Here is a 14,814-nt window from a genome sequence, read left to right on the forward strand (position 1 = left end):
TGCCAGACGGCCCCCGCCGCTTCTCACCCTTGTCCTCGGCCCGTTCTCAGCCTTCACCGCAGATCCGCAGTCCCTTGGGCGTCGCGCACGGCAGGTGCCCGTGCGTGCGGATGACGTCCTGGCCGCTGCCCCGGCTCAGGTAGGTGAGGAAACTCGAGGTCAGAGAGTCGGCGGGGGGCTGCCCCCAGGTGTACGCGTACTCGATCTCCCGGTATGGGTACGTCGACTCGCCGATCTCGTCCACGCTCGGCACGCGGCCGTCGATGGCGACCCGGTGGAGGCCCTTCAGCCCGCTGCCGGCGCGCAGTTCGGCGTAGCCGATGGCCCCGGGCAGCCGGGCCACCGTCGACAGCACCTGCTCCGTGCTGCCGAGCTCGCAGCGCACCACGGGCGCCGCCGGGTCGTCCTTGGTCTCGCAGTCCAGGGAGGAGTTCGCCGGCTCGTTGCGGTCGAGGACCCGGCGCTGGAACACCTCCCGTGTACCGGAGTTGGCGTCCCTGCTGACCAGCAGCACCGGCCGGTCGGGGCCTCCCGGGATCTGCTTCCAATTGGTGATGTCGCCGCGGTAGAGGCGGCGGACCTCGTCGAGGGTGAGGCTGGTGAGCGGTATCTCGTCGTTGAGGACGAGGGCGAAGAGGGAGACGGCGACCATGGACTCCCGCAGCTGCGGGAAACCTCCGGGCTTGCGTCCGTCGGAGAGCGCGATCATCGCAGGGGAGCCCTTGCCGCTCGTGGCCCCGACCGCCGCGAGTTCCCGTATGCCGGCCGTCGAGCCGTGCGCGTCGACCACCACGGTGGCGCCGTCGCAGTCCTTCTCGTACTTCTTGGCCAGCTCCCGCACCACCGGGGCGAAGGCGGTCGACCCGGTGACGGTGAGGGTGCCACGGGCGCAGCCGATCGGCGGTGGGGTCTCGGTGCGGACGATGATCGTGGCGAGGGTGACCACGCAGGCGGTGAGGGCGAGGACGATGTTGCGGGCCGCGGGGCTGAAGGTGGGGGTTCTGTCGTCGACGCTCCTGCTCTGGTTGCGGTGGATGTCGGTTTCCTTGAGCGTCCCGGTGAGCTCGATCTCGTCGGGGGCGACGGGGCCGGAGAGCAGGACGAGCAGTTTGAAGTACTGCTTGCGGGTCAGTGACACCTTGGGCATCAGGACGGCGTTGCCCTCCTTGCGCAGCCCTGGATCCGCCTCCAGATTGCGCTTCACCCGGCCGAAGTCCCGGGGGACGGTGGCGACGACGGCCTGCACGGTCTTGTCGTCGAAGGTGACCCGCAGCCCCTCGAAGTCGTCGGACCGCTCGTAGTCCCCGTGGTAGATGTCGCGGAGCCCGTCGTTCTCGATGCGGAGGAGGACGAGGGTGGAACCGCCGGTGCTGCCGACCTCGCCGTCCCGCACGGTCAGGTCGCCGACGGTCTCGGCCCCGTCCCGGAGCGGTGTGTTGAGCTGCACGCGGTAGCCGAGCCGCCTGCCCCGCTGCATGAAGCGTTCGTAGGCGACGACACCGGCCGACACGAAGACACCGATGAGCGCGGTGACCACGGCGATGACGTTCTCTGCGGTTATCCACTCCATGCCCGCGACGGTACGGACGCCTGTGCGAGCCGGGGGGCGGTGTCGCGGGCCGACACCGGGAGTTCTCCGTTCGTTCAGGTGGCCGGACAGCGGTTGCCGGGGGTGGGGAGCGTGGGTGTAATGGCGACGAGGGGGCCCCGTCGGAGAGGAACCCCATGCGTGTCGTCGAAGTGACCGCCTACGGCGGCCCTGAGGTGCTGAGGATGGTCCGCCGGCCCGAGCCCGAGCCCGGCGAGATCCCAGGCCGCGTACGTGTGCGTCTGAAGGCGGCCTCCGTGAACCAGGAGGACCTGAAGATCCGCTCCGGCGCGCGGGCCGCCGTCCTCGGAAACCTCGCTCCGCCGTTCGTCCTCGGCTCCGACTTCGCGGGCACCCTCCTCGACCCGGTGCCCGGGCTGCCGGCGGGCACCCGCGTGGCGGGGTTCGTCCCCTGGACGGAGACGGGCGGCCAGGGGACCTATGCCGAGACCGTCCTGGTCGAGCCGGAGTGGCTCGCCCCGATCCCGGACGACGTGGACTTCACCGCTGCGGCGTCGCTGCCGCTCTCCTCCCTGACGGCTCGACAGGCGATCGACCAACTGGGGCTCCCTTCGGGTTCGACCGTGCTCGTCACGGGCGCGAGTGGTGTGGTGGGACGGTTCGCGGTGCAGCACGCGGTGGCGGACGGCCATCGGGTGGTCGCCCTGGGCCTCCCGGGTGACGAGTACGAACTCGGTGTGCTCGGCGCCGAACGGGTCCTGCCCGTGCCCCGGGGCGCGCCGGCGGACATGATCACGAGCGTGCTCGCGCCCGTCCCGGACCAGGTGGACGGCGTCTTCGACGCGGCACTGATCGGCGGCCCGCTGCTGCCGACCGTGAAGGACGACGGCGTCTTCGTCTCCGCCTCGCACGAGCGGATGCCCGTCACCGAGCGGGGCATCTCGGTCTCGGCGGTGCGGGGCAGGCCGGACCGCGCGCGGTTGAAGGAGATGCTGGAGCAGGTGGCGGCCAGGAAGCTGATGACACGGGTGGCGGACGTCATGCCGCTGGAGGAGGCGGCGGAGGCCCACCGCAGGGTGGAGGCCGGCCACCGCCCGGGCCGCCTGGTCCTGCTGATCTGAGTCAGCGGAGGGCCCGCCGGCCCGCTGGCCCGTCGGCCGGAGAAGCTCGCCGGCCCGTCGGCCGGAGATCCCGCGGACCGGCCGCCGGCCCGTCGGCCGGAGCAGCCCGCCACGCCGCCGGTGGACAGCTCGCCGGACAGCCCGCGGACCGCCGCCGCCGTGCCCGGGCGGACGCCGGGCCGTCTAGCGGCCCAGGCCGTGGCGGTCCGCCCAGGCCGTGACCGCCGCGGCGATGGCGGCCGGCTGGTCCTCAGGGGCCTGGTGCCCCGCGAGGCCGCAGTGGACCGTGGCCAGGGCGGATATGTTCTCCGCGCACCAGGCGGCCATGGGCGGGTCGATCATCAGGGTCGGTGAGCCGTCGAAGGTCAGGAGCAGCTTGGGCACCTCCGGGCTGGACGCCAGCCAGTCGCCGTACACCTCGATCCGGGCGACGGCCTCGGCCGGCTCGCCGTCGAGGGGCATCGCGCGCGGCCACTCCAGCAGCGGCCGCCGGGACTCGGGAGTGGGGTACGGCGCCCGATAGACGTCGAGGTCCGCCGGGCTCAGGCCGGTGAGGACGGTCAGGGTGAAGGAGTCCTCGATGAAGACGTTCTTCTCCAGGACCAGCTCCTCGCCCAGCCCGGGGGTCTTGAACGCCCGGAACCGGTCCCGCGCCTTCGCGGGGAACTCCTCCCAGGTCATGGGTCGCGGGATCGTCTCCATGAAGGCCACGCCCCGCACCCGTCCCGGGTGCCGGGCGGCCCAGTCGAACGCGAGCGAACCTCCCCAGTCGATGCCGACCAGCACCACGTGGTCGAGTCCGAGCGCCTCGATCCAGGCCTCCAGATACCGCGCCTGGTCCTCGTACCTGTAGGCGATGTCGGGCTTGCCCGAGCGGCCCATCCCGATCAGGTCGGGTGCGAGGAGCCGCCGGCCCCCGCCGACTGCCGGCAGGACATCGCGCCACAGGTGGGAAGAGGTGGGGTTGCCGTGCAGGAAGACGAGAGGGACGGCGGCACCGGGCTCGGCCGCGCCGGATTCCTCGTGGTACATCGCCGAGTCGAGGACCTGGGTCATGGGCATACCACTCACTCCTTCAACGTTTGTCCCGCTAACGTTTATGACACTAACGAAGCTATATCGTTCGACGCACTAACACAAGGGGTAATCTGCGCGGCATGAGCACCGAGAGTGGGCGCCCCGCGCCCGAGCCCGCCGACGAGACCGCCCCTGTCTCGGAGATGGGGGACCGGGAGGCGCCGGCCCGCCTGCGCGGCCTGCCCAGCCGCCTTCTCGCTCTGACCGCCGCCCGGGCGGACCGTCTGGTCAGCGAGGGCCTCGCCGAACAGGACGCGCGCAAATGGCACTACGCCGTACTCGCAGCCCTCGATGAGCACGGCCCCACCAGCCAGGCCGGCCTGAGCCGCCGTACCGGCATCTACCGCAGCGACCTCGTCGCCGTCATCAACGAGCTCGCCGAACGCGGCCACGTCGAGCGCACGCCCGACCCCGAGGACCGTCGCCGCAACGTCATCACCATGACCGCGCGCGGCCGCGAACACCTCGAGCGTCTCGATCGCGTGCTCGCCGACATCCAGGAAGAGCTGATGGAGCCGCTCTCGAAGGCTGAACGGGCGCTGCTCACCAGTCTGTTGGGGCGCATGCTCGACCACTGACGGGGTGGGGAGGCGAAAAGAGGGGTGGACTGTCACGAAAGTTGGTCTAGACCTTGACAGGTCCAGACCAAAGCCGCTTGGCTGGGCCTTCCCCCACGGAAGGACGAGCGCATGCTGCGACGCCTGCTCACCCTCATGGCCGCCCTCTGTACGGCCGCCGGACTCGCCGTGCTCCTCCCCGCCACGTCGGCGGGCGCGGCACCCGCCTGTGTGACGGCATGGAACTCCTCCAGCGTCTACACCGGCGGCATGACCGCCTCGTACAACGGCCACAACTGGTACGCGAAGTGGTGGACCCAGAACGAGCGCCCCGGCAGCGCCGACGTCTGGCGTGACGAAGGCTCCTGCGGAGGCGGCGGTACGGACCCGAACCCGAGCCCGTCCGGATTCGTCGTCAGCGAGGCCCAGTTCAACCAGATGTTCCCGAGCCGGAACTCCTTCTACACGTACAGCGGTCTGACCGCCGCCCTCGGCGCCTACCCGGGCTTCGCGAACACCGGCGGCGACACCGTGAAGAAGCAGGAGGCCGCGGCCTTCCTCGCCAACGTCAGCCACGAGACCGGCGGCCTGGTCCACATCGTCGAGCAGAACACCGCCAACTACCCCCACTACTGCGACACGAGCCGGCCCTACGGCTGCCCCGCCGGCCAGGCCGCCTACTACGGCCGCGGCCCCATCCAGCTCTCCTGGAACTTCAATTACAAGGCCGCGGGCGACGCCCTCGGCATCGACCTCCTCAACAACCCGTACCGCGTCGAGCGCGAGGCGGCCGTCGCCTGGAAGACCGGCCTCTGGTACTGGAACACCCAGAACGGGCCCGGCACCATGACCGGCCACAACGCCATGGTCAACGGCGCGGGCTTCGGCCAGACGATCCGCTCGATCAACGGCGCGCTGGAGTGCGACGGCAAGAACCCGGCCCAGGTCCAGAGCCGGGTGAGCAAGTACCAGCAGTTCACGCAGATCCTGGGCGTGCCGACAGGCGCGAACCTGTACTGCTAGGTCGTGTGCGGGGCCCGTCCGGAACAGCTCGGGCGGGTCCCGTCGCGTCCCCTCGCTCCTGAGAGACGCCGCGTCCGAACTCCTCGGAATTCTCGAGCGAATGAGGACAGAAACCGGCCTGATCGCCCTCTAGCGTCGGAGACATGAACGCGATCAAGGCCGTTCCGGACGGCTACACCACCGTCACGCCCTGGCTCATCACTCCCGACACCGCCGGGCTCATCGACTACTTGCAGCGCGCCTTCGGCGCCGAGGACCTCGGGCGGGTCGTCATGGAGGACGGCACCATCGGGCATGCCGAGCTGCGGATCGGGACCGGGCGGCTCATGGCCTTCGACAGCCCGCCCGGCTGGGGCCCGACGCCCGCCTTCGTGCGGCTGTACGTCGAGGACGCCGAAGCCGTCCACCGGCGGGCCGTCGAGGCCGGCGGCACCTCCGTCACCGAGGTCACGTACCTCGCCTTCGGGGACAAGGTGGGGCGCGTCCGCGACCCCTTCGGGAACCTGTGGTGGATCCAGACCCACATCGAGGACGTCGACGAGGAGGAGATGGCACGGCGCTGGGCGGACCCGGAGTTCAGTCGGGCGATGGAGTACGTGATGGGGGCGCTGTACCGGCCCGAGACGGGGGAGGGGAAGGAGAAGGCGGCGCCTGGCTCGCACTGATCGCCTCCATCGCCGCCGACAGGCGTTCGAGGATCCGTGCCGTCTCCTCGAACGCCTCCCGGCCGCCCAGTTCGCGCGTCAGCCGTGCCGCCAGCTCGGCGTGGCCCGGGTCGATGCGGCCGATCGCCGCGCGGCCCTCGGGGGTGGGCGTGAGGAGCTTGGCGCGGCGGTGGGCGGGGTTGGGTTCGTACGCGGCGAGGCCCTGCGTCACCAGGAGGTCCGCGATCCGCTGGACACTCTGGCGCGTGATGCCCATCGCCCTGGCGATCCCGGCGACGGGCAGCGGCTCGTGCAGGACGGCGCCGAGGACCTGCCACCAGGCGGCGGTCAGGCCGGCCGGGCGGGCCAGTTCCTCCGAGACCGCGAGGAACTGGCCGTTGAGACGGAAGACGCCGAGGGCGGTACGGGACAGGGCGTCCTGCTCCTCGCGGCTCACGACGCTCCGGGCGCGGTCGGCTCCTCGTCCGCGCCCTGCTCCTCGTCCGCGTTGAGCTCCTCGAACGCCGCCGGGTCCGAGTCGTGGAAGAGGCGGTACCAGGCGTCGAGCTTCGAGCCTTCGAAGGCGCCCATCCGGCCGAGGATCTCGCGGGCGAAGGCGACCGGTTCCGTGGGGCCCGCCGTGATCAGGTCGCCCACGCCGTCGCCGGTGTCCGTGACCGCGTCCGTGTCGACGTAGTGGTCGGCGCCCTTGTAGCCGGTGGCAGCCAGGTAGAAGGACACGGCGCTCGTGTGTGAGCGGTCGTCGAGCAGACCCTCGCGGGCCAGGCCGGCGGTGGCACCGCAGATCGCGGCGACGGGCGTTCCGGCGTCGAGGAACCGGCGGGCCTCGGCCGCGAAGGGGGCGAGGTCGTCGGTCGTGTCCCAGAGGTCGGCGCCCGGCAGGATGAGCAGCTCGCTGTCCTCCGGCCGCAGGTCGGCCAGGGCCAGGTCGGGGGTGATGCGCATCCCGCCGATCGAGGTGACGGGGGCGGCGGTCGGCCCCACGGTCTTCACCGTGAACCCGGACCTGGCCAGCCATGCCGTTGCGTGGCCGGTCTCCCAGTCGGCGAAGGTGTCGTAGACGGCGAGGTGGACGGTGCGGGACATGGTGGGCTCCTGCCGTTGTCAGTGCCTGTCGTGCCTTGTCAGTGCCGTGCGTCTATGACAGAAGACTGTCATGTCGACAGCTTCCTGTCAATCGAAGAGGCAGCAGCGCACCCGCCCCCACGGAGTCCCCCCAAGGTGTCGCGTCGGCCCCGGTCTCGGTGGACAAGATGGTCATGGCCGCTCCGACCTGCACATCCTTACCCTGGCCACATGACCCCTCATGTCGAACCCGACCCCCAGGCCGGCGCGGCCGTGAAGGCCGCCGACCGTGCGCATGTGTTCCACTCCTGGTCCGCCCAGGGCCTGATCGACCCGCTCGCCGTCGCCGGCGCCGAGGGTTCGTACTTCTGGGACTACGACGGCAACCGCTACCTCGACTTCACCAGCGGCCTCGTCTACACCAACATCGGCTACCAGCACCCCAGGGTCGTCGCCGCCATCCAGGAGCAGGCCGCGAAGCTCACCACCTTCGCGCCCGCCTTCGCCATCGACGTACGCTCTGAGGCCGCACGTCTCATCGCCGAGCGCACTCCCGGCGACCTGGACAAGATCTTCTTCACCAACGGCGGCGCCGAGGCCGTCGAGAACGCCGTCCGGATGGCCCGTCTGCACACGGGCCGCCACAAGGTGCTCTCCGCCTTCCGCTCGTACCACGGCGCCACCTCCACCGCGATCAACCTGACCGGCGACCCCCGCCGCTGGGCCTCCGACACCGGCTCCGCGGGCGTCGTGCGCTTCTGGGCGCCGTTCCTCTACCGCTCGCCGTTCTACGCCACGACGGAGGAGCAGGAGTGTGAGCGCGCCCTCGCGCACCTGGAGGACACGATCGCCTTCGAGGGTCCGGCGACCATCGCCGCGATCATCCTGGAGACCGTCCCCGGCACGGCCGGGATCATGACCCCGCCGCCCGGCTACCTCGCCGGCGTCCGCGAGATCTGCGACAGGTACGGGATCGTCTTCGTCCTCGACGAGGTCATGGCCGGCTTCGGCCGGACCGGCAAGTGGTTCGCCGCCGAGCACTTCGACGTCGTGCCCGACCTGCTGACCTTCGCCAAGGGCGTGAACTCGGGCTACGTACCGCTCGGCGGCGTCGCCATCTCCGCCGAGATCGCCGCCACCTTCGACAAGCGGCCCTACCCCGGCGGGCTCACCTACTCCGGGCACCCGCTGGCCTGCGCCGCCGCCGTCGCCACCATCCAGGTCATGGAGGACGAGAAGGTCGTCGAGCACGCCGCCCACATCGGCGAGACCGTCCTCGGCCCCGGCCTGCGCGAGCTGGCCGAGCGGCACCCCTCGGTCGGCGAGGTGCGCGGCCTGGGCGTGTTCTGGGCGCTCGACCTCGTCAAGAACAAGGAGACGCGCGAGCCCCTCGTGCCGTACAACGCGGCCGGTGAGGCCAACACCCCCATGGCGGCCTTCGGCGCGGCGGCCAAGAAGCACGGCCTGTGGCCCTTCATCAACATGAACCGCACCCACGCCGTCCCCGCCTGCAACGTCTCCGAGGCCGAGGTCAAGGAGGGCCTCGCCGCCCTCGACGCGGCGCTGGGCGTCGCCGACGAGCACACCGCGTAGACATACGTACGCGGGGGTTTCCCTCCGTCTGGTCTAGGGTGTCCCGGAACCGGACGGAGGGGGCCGACCATCATGCCCGCGAGCGGAGCTGTCACCCGCAACACCCTGCGGCGGCAGATCGCGGACGCGCTGCGTGACGAGATCCTCGCCGGGCGTTTGCAGCCGGGGGAGGAATTCACCGTCAAGCAGATCGCCGAGCAGTACGGCGTGTCCGCGACGCCGGTGCGCGAAGCCCTCGTCGACCTCTCGGCGCAGGGGCTGCTCGACTCCGACCAGCACCGCGGATTCCGGGTGCACCAGTTCTCGGTCGACGACTACCGCGGGATGGTCGAGGCCCGCATGCTCGTCGTCGACGGCATCTTCCGACGCCATGTGCCCCCTTCCCCGGCCTCCACCCCTGTCTCCGACGCCGCCCCCGAGCCGGATGTGACGCGGGGAGTCGCGCTGCTCTCGGTACGGCGCCGGGGCGAGGCGGCGGTACGGGCGGCCCGTGCCGGGGACCTGGACATCCTCATCGGGTACGACATCCGCTACTGGCGCGAGCTGGCCCGGCTGGTCTCCGCCAACGACTACATCGCCGACTTCCTGCACCGGCTCCGCGTCCAGGCGTGGGTCTTCTCCGTGCCGTACCTGCGTTCCGACCGTGACGTGCTGGGCTGGCTGTGGAGCGGACACGTCGACCTCGTCGACGCGCTGACGCTCGGCGACGCGGAGGCGGCGGTCGCGGTCGTGCGGGCGTACAACACGCAGTCGCTGGAGTGGGCGGACCGGCTGGAGCGGCTCGCGACGTGAGCCGGCGGTGAACCCGACCGGGCAGCGCGGCGGGTTGACGCGGGGCGTCGAGGGGCAGGTCACCAGCGGGTGTGCGAAGCGGACCGCGCCGACTACCCTGGCCGTCCCTGCAACTGACGGAGAGCGAGCCTCCCTTGGCCTGTGACCTGTGGCTGGTCCCCCTCGTCGACGTGCTGTGCCACAGCCCCGACAATCCCTTCGCCGAAGAGATCGCCGCCTACGACAAGGCCCTCACCGAGTCCGGCCTGCCCACCGTCCCCGTCTTCGCCTACATGCCGGGGCTCTCCGGCGACGTGGCGCCCGTCGCCGGATTCGACTACGACGCCCTGCACTTCCTGCGCCGTGCCTATCTGCTGCGGATGTGCGGTCTCGCGGTCGAACCGGTCGACGAGCTCGGCGGTGACTACGAACAGCTCCTGGAAATGTTCGAGGCGACGGCTCAGCAGTCCCACCTCGTCTGGCACTACGACCACGCCGGGGCGTACGTCCCGGTGGACTTCCCGGTCCCGCTCTTCAACGACGAACTCCTCGAGGGCGGCGGCCCGCTCGGGTCCTCGCACGGGCTGCTGCGGGAGCTGGAGTTCGTCGCGCCCTCGATCGGCATCGACCCGGCCAACCCGCCGGGCGCGCCGCTGCCGCCGGAGCGGCCGACCTCGCTCGAGGAACCGGCGGGACCTATCGCGTACGACGACAGTCCGTTCGCCCGAGAGCGTCATGTGTGGCTCGGGCTGCACGCGGCGGCGACGCGGAGCCTCGGACAGGGCTCGATGATCGTCCTCAGCTGACCCCCTCGCTGACCCGATAGGCCGCCCCGGGAATTCCGGGGCGGCCTATCGGCGAGGTCGGCGCGGCCGGCGGTCTTCCCGCGAGGTCGGCTGCGGCGGCGGGGCTCCGACCCCTCGCCGCCCTCAGCGGGGCTCCGACCCCTCGCCGCCGTCAGCGAGGCTCCGGCGCCCTCCGCCGCCGTCAGCGAGGCTCTGGCGGCCTCTGGCGCGGCATGTTCGGGCGGGTCCCCGGCGGGAGGGGGAAGCGGGCCGTGGCCGGTGCCCCCTCGGGGCGGGAGGGGCCTCCGCCCCCGCCCGCCGACTGAAGCGCCAGCGGCGCCGGACCGGAGCGGAACTCCACCATCCAGTCCGCCGTCTCCACCCGCACCAGCTCCGTCACGTCCTCGGAGAACCGGCGCAGCACCCCCAGGCACCGCTCCGCCGCCTCGCTCGCCGTACCCTCCGTCGGCCCGAGGACCTCACGCACGCTCTCCGACGCCCAGTCGAACCGCAGCGCCTGCAGCCGGCGCTGCACCGCCTGCGCCGTCGCCACGTCCCTCATCCACCCCGACGTCAGCCCGAAGTACCGGTCGCAGCCGATGCACGCCGCGCCCAGCAGCAGGGACAGATACCCCCACCCGGCCGCTCCGTCCGCGACGCCCGTCAGGTCGAGCAGCGGCAGCGCCGCGCCCGCGATGACGCCCAGCGCCGTACCGATCCGCAGCACCCGCGCGCACCGGCGCTTCCAGACCCGGTCGGAGAGGTACCACTCCGCCGTCCGCAGCGCGTTGGACTCGACCCAGCGGTACAGCTCGTCCAGACGCTCCGCGGGCTCGCCCCAGTCGCCGAGCGGGAACGCCGTCCCGGACAGATCGCGGCTCGCGGCGGCGCCTCCGGGCTGTCCCGCCGGCGGCTGCGGCGGCTGCATCTCCGGCTGCTGGCTCACCGGGGCACTCCTCTGTTCAGCTCGGGCGCTCATGTCCTTCTGTGACGTGCGGTGCACGTGGTGCCTGCCCTTCCTACCGCCGAATGGTGGGCCGTGGGCCCGGAATCCCGGTATTTCCGCCCGCAAGAGCGTCTTGATCAGGTTGAGGCGCCCGCAGTTTCTCACTCGAAAGAGTTGTGCGGCAGCGCGGTCAGGGACCACGTAGGCTCGGCGTACCGAACACTCGGCGTACCGAACAGTCGTCAGCGAGAACACCAGGAGTGAGTGACCGTGATCCCCGGTGGTGGCCAGCCCAACATGCAGCAGCTCCTCCAGCAGGCCCAGAAGATGCAGCAGGACCTCGCCCGCGCCCAGGAAGAGCTCGCCGCGACCGAGGTCGAGGGTCAGGCGGGCGGTGGCCTGGTGACGGCCACGGTCTCCGGCTCCGGCGAGCTGCGCGGCCTGGTGATCGACCCCAAGGCCGTCGACCCGGAGGACACCGAGACGCTGGCCGACCTGGTGGTGGCCGCGGTCAAGGCGGCCAACGACAACGCGCAGCAGCTGCAGCAGGCCAAGCTCGGCCCGCTGACCCAGGGCCTGGGCGGAATGCCGGGTCTGGGCTTCTGATCCCCGGCTGGGCTTCTAAGGCGCCCCGGCAGCCACTACCGTAAGAATCAAGCACTCCCCGGAAGGGCGTTCCGTTGTACGAAGGCGTGGTTCAGGACCTCATCGACGAACTGGGCAGGCTGCCCGGCGTCGGTCCCAAGAGCGCGCAGCGGATCGCCTTCCACATCCTCCAGGCCGAGCCGACGGACGTGCGCCGTCTGGCGCACGCGCTCCTGGAGGTCAAGGAGAAGGTCAGGTTCTGCGCGGTCTGCGGCAATGTGGCGCAGCAGGAGCAGTGCAACATCTGCCGTGATCCGCGCCGGGACCTGTCGGTCATCTGTGTGGTCGAGGAGCCGAAGGACGTCGTGGCGATCGAGCGGACGCGTGAGTTCCGCGGGCGCTACCACGTGCTCGGCGGCGCGATCAGCCCGATCGAGGGTGTCGGTCCGGACGACCTGCGCATCCGCGAGCTGCTGACCCGGCTCGCGGACGGCACGGTCACCGAACTGATCCTGGCGACCGACCCGAACCTGGAGGGCGAGGCCACCGCGACATACCTGGCGCGGATGATCAAGCCCATGGGACTGAAGGTCACGCGTCTCGCGAGCGGTCTTCCGGTCGGCGGTGATCTCGAATACGCGGACGAGGTCACGCTGGGCCGTGCCTTTGAGGGGCGGCGCCTGCTAGATGTATGACGACAGGGCCGACAACGGCTCGTGCGCTCACTCGTGAGCACAAGGGAGGCACCCTCGATGTCTGACGCCACGCTGCACTCCATCACGCAGGATCCGGACGACTTCGCGGTCCAGATCGCCGACTCGATCGAGTCCTTCATCGTCGCCACCACGGAAGTCGCCAAGGGCGACGAGCCCGACAGCGCGGTGCCGTTCCTGCTCCTGGAGATCTCGCAGCTGCTGCTCGCGGGCGGCCGCCTGGGCGCGCACGAGGACATCCTCCCGGAGGAGCGGTACGAGCCCGACACGGGCCCCGACGTGGACATGGACGAGCTGCGTATGCGGTTCGCGGTGCTTCTGGAGCCGGTGGACGTCTTCTCCGAGGTCTTCGACCCGTACGAGCCGCGCAAGGCGCCGGTGCCCTGCCGGATCTCCGACAACCTCGCCGACATCATCACGGACCTGCGGCACGGCTTGGCCCACTACCGGGCGGGCCGGACGACCGAGGCGCTGTGGTGGTGGCAGTTCTCCTACTTCTCCAACTGGGGACCGACCGCGTCCGGGACCCTGCGCGCCCTGCAGTCGCTCGTCTCCCACGTCCGCCTCGACCAGCCGCTGGCGGAACTGGACGGCCTCGACATCGACGAGGACCTGGCGGAGGACGAGCTGGCGGAGGAGGCGGGCCGGGTCATGGCCCGCGAGATCGCCGGACCGCTGGGCCTGGGATCTCGGAGGGGCGCGCTGAAGAAGTAGCGCCCGTCGGTGCGGTCCGTCAGTGCGGCGGGTCGGTGCGGCCCACTCGTCTGGGGCGGTCCCGCTGTGACCAGGGGCTTGTGACCCCTCCCACACCTCCGCGTACCTCGTTCCCCTCTGGGCAGGGGGTCGACCACGGGCAGTCCGGGCCGACGGGCGGGATCACCACCTGAGCGGGACATCTCAGGATGTGATATACGGTCGGCGATTCCGGGCTGCTCGTTAAACTGAGCCGACCGCAGTGATGACTGCGGCAGAGACCGAGCGAGGAGCGCACGTGGGCCTTGTCGTGCAGAAGTACGGAGGCTCCTCCGTTGCCGATGCCGAAGGCATCAAGCGCGTCGCCAAGCGGATCGTGGATGCCAAGAAGAACGGCCACCAAGTGGTCGTCGTGGTTTCCGCGATGGGCGACACGACGGACGAGTTGATCGATCTCGCCGAGCAGGTATCCCCGATTCCTGCCGGGCGTGAGTTCGACATGCTGCTGACCGCCGGAGAGCGGATCTCCATGGCCCTGCTGGCCATGGCGATCAAAAACCTGGGCCACGAGGCCCAGTCGTTCACGGGCAGCCAGGCCGGTGTCATCACCGACTCGGTTCACAACAAAGCGCGCATCATCGATGTCACGCCGGGCCGGATCCGGACCGCCCTCGACGAGGGCAACATCGCGATCGTGGCCGGCTTCCAGGGCGTGTCCCAGGACAAGAAGGACATCACCACGCTGGGCCGCGGCGGCTCCGACACCACGGCCGTGGCGCTGGCCGCCGCGCTCGACGCCGAGGTCTGCGAGATCTACACCGACGTCGACGGCGTGTTCACGGCCGACCCGCGTGTGGTGAAGAAGGCGAAGAAGATCGACTGGATCTCCTTCGAGGACATGCTGGAGCTCGCCGCCTCCGGCTCCAAGGTGCTGCTGCACCGGTGCGTCGAGTACGCACGCCGTTACAACATCCCGATCCACGTCCGCTCGTCCTTCTCGGGGCTGCAGGGCACGTGGGTCAGCAATGAGCCGCAAGGGGAACGCAAGGTGGAGCAGGCCATCATCTCCGGTGTCGCCCACGACACCTCCGAGGCGAAGATCACCGTCGTCGGCGTGCCCGACAAGCCGGGCGAGGCCGCGGCCATCTTCCGCGCCGTCGCGGACGCCGAGATCAACATCGACATGATCGTGCAGAACGTGTCCGCCGCCTCCACCGGCCTGACGGACATCTCCTTCACCCTGCCCAAGGCCGAGGGCCGCAAGGCCATCGACGCCCTGGAGCGGGCGAAGGGCGCGATCGGCTTCGAATCGCTGCGCTACGACGACCAGATCGGCAAGATCTCGCTGGTCGGCGCCGGTATGAAGACGAACCCTGGGGTCACCGCCTCCTTCTTCCAGGCGCTGTCCGACGCAGGGGTGAACATCGAGCTGATCTCGACCTCCGAGATCCGCATCTCGGTCGTCACCCGCGCGGACGACGTGAACGAGGCTGTGACGGCCGTCCACACCGCCTTCGGTCTGGACAGCGACTCGGACGAGGCCGTGGTCTACGGCGGCACCGGCCGGTGACGTGCCGCTCGACGTCTCACCGTTCGACGCGCCGCGGGGCGGGGCTGACGCGTCGCGGGGCGGGGCTTTCGGCTCCGACGCGCCGCGCCGCGTGACGTGAC

Annotated in this window: 16 protein-coding genes; 11 read left to right on the top strand and 5 right to left on the bottom strand. The window is 70.7% G+C overall.

The genetic code is table 11. The features are described from left to right. Positions 1-46: 46 nt before the first annotated feature. Positions 47-1,570 carry a substrate-binding domain-containing protein gene (locus IE136_RS05550; RefSeq protein WP_189599681.1) on the bottom strand — a complete coding sequence of 508 codons (1,524 nt, stop codon included), beginning with the start codon at positions 1,568-1,570 and terminating at the stop codon, positions 47-49. Positions 1,571-1,725: 155 nt separating this feature from the next. Here IE136_RS05550 and IE136_RS05555 point away from each other — a divergent pair, with 155 nt between their 5' ends. Beyond that, complete coding sequence (locus IE136_RS05555) at positions 1,726-2,670, top strand: NADP-dependent oxidoreductase (RefSeq protein ID WP_189599682.1); 945 nt, start codon at positions 1,726-1,728, stop codon at positions 2,668-2,670. 183 nt (positions 2,671-2,853) lie between these two features. Here IE136_RS05555 and IE136_RS05560 read toward each other — a convergent pair whose 3' ends face one another. Further along, on the bottom strand, positions 2,854-3,732 hold the full coding sequence (locus IE136_RS05560; RefSeq protein ID WP_189599683.1) for a haloalkane dehalogenase: 879 nt from the start codon (positions 3,730-3,732) through the stop codon (positions 2,854-2,856). Between the two features lie 95 nt (positions 3,733-3,827). Here IE136_RS05560 and IE136_RS05565 point away from each other — a divergent pair, with 95 nt between their 5' ends. The 3 genes from IE136_RS05565 to IE136_RS05575 all read left to right on the top strand — a co-directional run bounded on the left by IE136_RS05565 (position 3,828) and on the right by IE136_RS05575 (position 5,992). Then, on the top strand, positions 3,828-4,325 hold the full coding sequence (locus tag IE136_RS05565) for a MarR family winged helix-turn-helix transcriptional regulator (protein ID WP_373309006.1): 498 nt from the start codon (positions 3,828-3,830) through the stop codon (positions 4,323-4,325). Between the two features lie 111 nt (positions 4,326-4,436). After that, the gene (locus tag IE136_RS05570; protein WP_189599684.1) at positions 4,437-5,327 is read left to right on the top strand and encodes a glycoside hydrolase family 19 protein; all 891 of its coding nucleotides are present in this window, start codon (positions 4,437-4,439) and stop codon (positions 5,325-5,327) included. 143 nt (positions 5,328-5,470) lie between these two features. Further along, positions 5,471-5,992, top strand: a complete 522-nt coding sequence (locus IE136_RS05575; protein ID WP_158988359.1) for a VOC family protein — start codon at positions 5,471-5,473, stop codon at positions 5,990-5,992. On the opposite strand, the gene IE136_RS05580 is transcribed toward IE136_RS05575, so the two are convergent. Together IE136_RS05580 and IE136_RS05585 are read right to left on the bottom strand one after the other, a co-directional pair. Then, a complete protein-coding gene (locus tag IE136_RS05580; RefSeq protein ID WP_158988358.1) occupies positions 5,904-6,428 on the bottom strand; it encodes a MarR family winged helix-turn-helix transcriptional regulator in 525 nt (174 codons plus the stop codon). The two genes, IE136_RS05575 and IE136_RS05580, sit on opposite strands and share 89 nt — an antisense overlap. Next, complete coding sequence (locus IE136_RS05585) at positions 6,425-7,078, bottom strand: DJ-1/PfpI family protein (protein ID WP_158988357.1); 654 nt, start codon at positions 7,076-7,078, stop codon at positions 6,425-6,427. Before IE136_RS05585 ends, IE136_RS05580 begins: the two co-directional genes overlap by 4 nt. A gap of 210 nt (positions 7,079-7,288) precedes the next feature. Here IE136_RS05585 and IE136_RS05590 point away from each other — a divergent pair, with 210 nt between their 5' ends. The 3 genes from IE136_RS05590 to IE136_RS05600 all read left to right on the top strand — a co-directional run bounded on the left by IE136_RS05590 (position 7,289) and on the right by IE136_RS05600 (position 10,227). Then, on the top strand, positions 7,289-8,650 hold the full coding sequence (locus tag IE136_RS05590) for an aspartate aminotransferase family protein (RefSeq protein ID WP_189599685.1): 1,362 nt from the start codon (positions 7,289-7,291) through the stop codon (positions 8,648-8,650). A gap of 72 nt (positions 8,651-8,722) precedes the next feature. Then, the gene (locus tag IE136_RS05595; RefSeq protein WP_189599686.1) at positions 8,723-9,442 is read left to right on the top strand and encodes a GntR family transcriptional regulator; all 720 of its coding nucleotides are present in this window, start codon (positions 8,723-8,725) and stop codon (positions 9,440-9,442) included. A gap of 134 nt (positions 9,443-9,576) precedes the next feature. Next, complete coding sequence (locus IE136_RS05600; protein ID WP_158988354.1) at positions 9,577-10,227, top strand: putative DNA-mimic protein; 651 nt, start codon at positions 9,577-9,579, stop codon at positions 10,225-10,227. A gap of 181 nt (positions 10,228-10,408) precedes the next feature. Here the strand turns inward: IE136_RS05600 and IE136_RS05605 are convergent, their stop codons facing one another. Further along, positions 10,409-11,185, bottom strand: a complete 777-nt coding sequence (locus tag IE136_RS05605; protein ID WP_189599687.1) for an SLATT domain-containing protein — start codon at positions 11,183-11,185, stop codon at positions 10,409-10,411. 237 nt (positions 11,186-11,422) lie between these two features. Between IE136_RS05605 and IE136_RS05610 the strand changes: the two genes are divergently transcribed. The 4 genes from IE136_RS05610 to IE136_RS05625 all read left to right on the top strand — a co-directional run bounded on the left by IE136_RS05610 (position 11,423) and on the right by IE136_RS05625 (position 14,713). Further along, the gene (locus IE136_RS05610; RefSeq protein WP_189599765.1) at positions 11,423-11,758 is read left to right on the top strand and encodes a YbaB/EbfC family nucleoid-associated protein; all 336 of its coding nucleotides are present in this window, start codon (positions 11,423-11,425) and stop codon (positions 11,756-11,758) included. A 74-nt stretch (positions 11,759-11,832) separates the two neighbouring features. Continuing rightward, positions 11,833-12,432 (top strand): recombination mediator RecR, encoded by a 600-nt coding sequence (recR, locus tag IE136_RS05615; protein WP_158988352.1) that lies wholly within the window; start codon positions 11,833-11,835, stop codon positions 12,430-12,432. Positions 12,433-12,489: 57 nt separating this feature from the next. Next, positions 12,490-13,164 (top strand): DUF5063 domain-containing protein, encoded by a 675-nt coding sequence (locus IE136_RS05620; RefSeq protein WP_189599688.1) that lies wholly within the window; start codon positions 12,490-12,492, stop codon positions 13,162-13,164. Positions 13,165-13,441: 277 nt separating this feature from the next. After that, positions 13,442-14,713, top strand: coding sequence for an aspartate kinase (locus tag IE136_RS05625; protein WP_158988350.1), 1,272 nt, complete (start codon positions 13,442-13,444; stop codon positions 14,711-14,713). Positions 14,714-14,814 lie beyond the last annotated feature (101 nt).

Origin of the sequence: Streptomyces lateritius (assembly GCF_014649715.1) — a bacterium.
GTDB lineage: Bacteria > Actinomycetota > Actinomycetes > Streptomycetales > Streptomycetaceae > Streptomyces > Streptomyces lateritius.

Coding starts and splice junctions, on each gene's coding strand:
- IE136_RS05570 (WP_189599684.1), top strand. CDS start 4,437: ATGCTGCGACGCCTGCTCACCCTCATGGCCGCCCTCTGTACGGCCGCC.
- IE136_RS05595 (WP_189599686.1), top strand. CDS start 8,723: ATGCCCGCGAGCGGAGCTGTCACCCGCAACACCCTGCGGCGGCAGATC.
- IE136_RS05620 (WP_189599688.1), top strand. CDS start 12,490: ATGTCTGACGCCACGCTGCACTCCATCACGCAGGATCCGGACGACTTC.
- IE136_RS05560 (WP_189599683.1), bottom strand. CDS start 3,732: ATGCCCATGACCCAGGTCCTCGACTCGGCGATGTACCACGAGGAATCC.
- IE136_RS05575 (WP_158988359.1), top strand. CDS start 5,471: ATGAACGCGATCAAGGCCGTTCCGGACGGCTACACCACCGTCACGCCC.
- IE136_RS05590 (WP_189599685.1), top strand. CDS start 7,289: ATGACCCCTCATGTCGAACCCGACCCCCAGGCCGGCGCGGCCGTGAAG.
- IE136_RS05550 (WP_189599681.1), bottom strand. CDS start 1,570: ATGGAGTGGATAACCGCAGAGAACGTCATCGCCGTGGTCACCGCGCTC.
- IE136_RS05605 (WP_189599687.1), bottom strand. CDS start 11,185: ATGAGCGCCCGAGCTGAACAGAGGAGTGCCCCGGTGAGCCAGCAGCCG.
- IE136_RS05565 (WP_373309006.1), top strand. CDS start 3,828: ATGAGCACCGAGAGTGGGCGCCCCGCGCCCGAGCCCGCCGACGAGACC.
- IE136_RS05555 (WP_189599682.1), top strand. CDS start 1,726: ATGCGTGTCGTCGAAGTGACCGCCTACGGCGGCCCTGAGGTGCTGAGG.
- IE136_RS05585 (WP_158988357.1), bottom strand. CDS start 7,078: ATGTCCCGCACCGTCCACCTCGCCGTCTACGACACCTTCGCCGACTGG.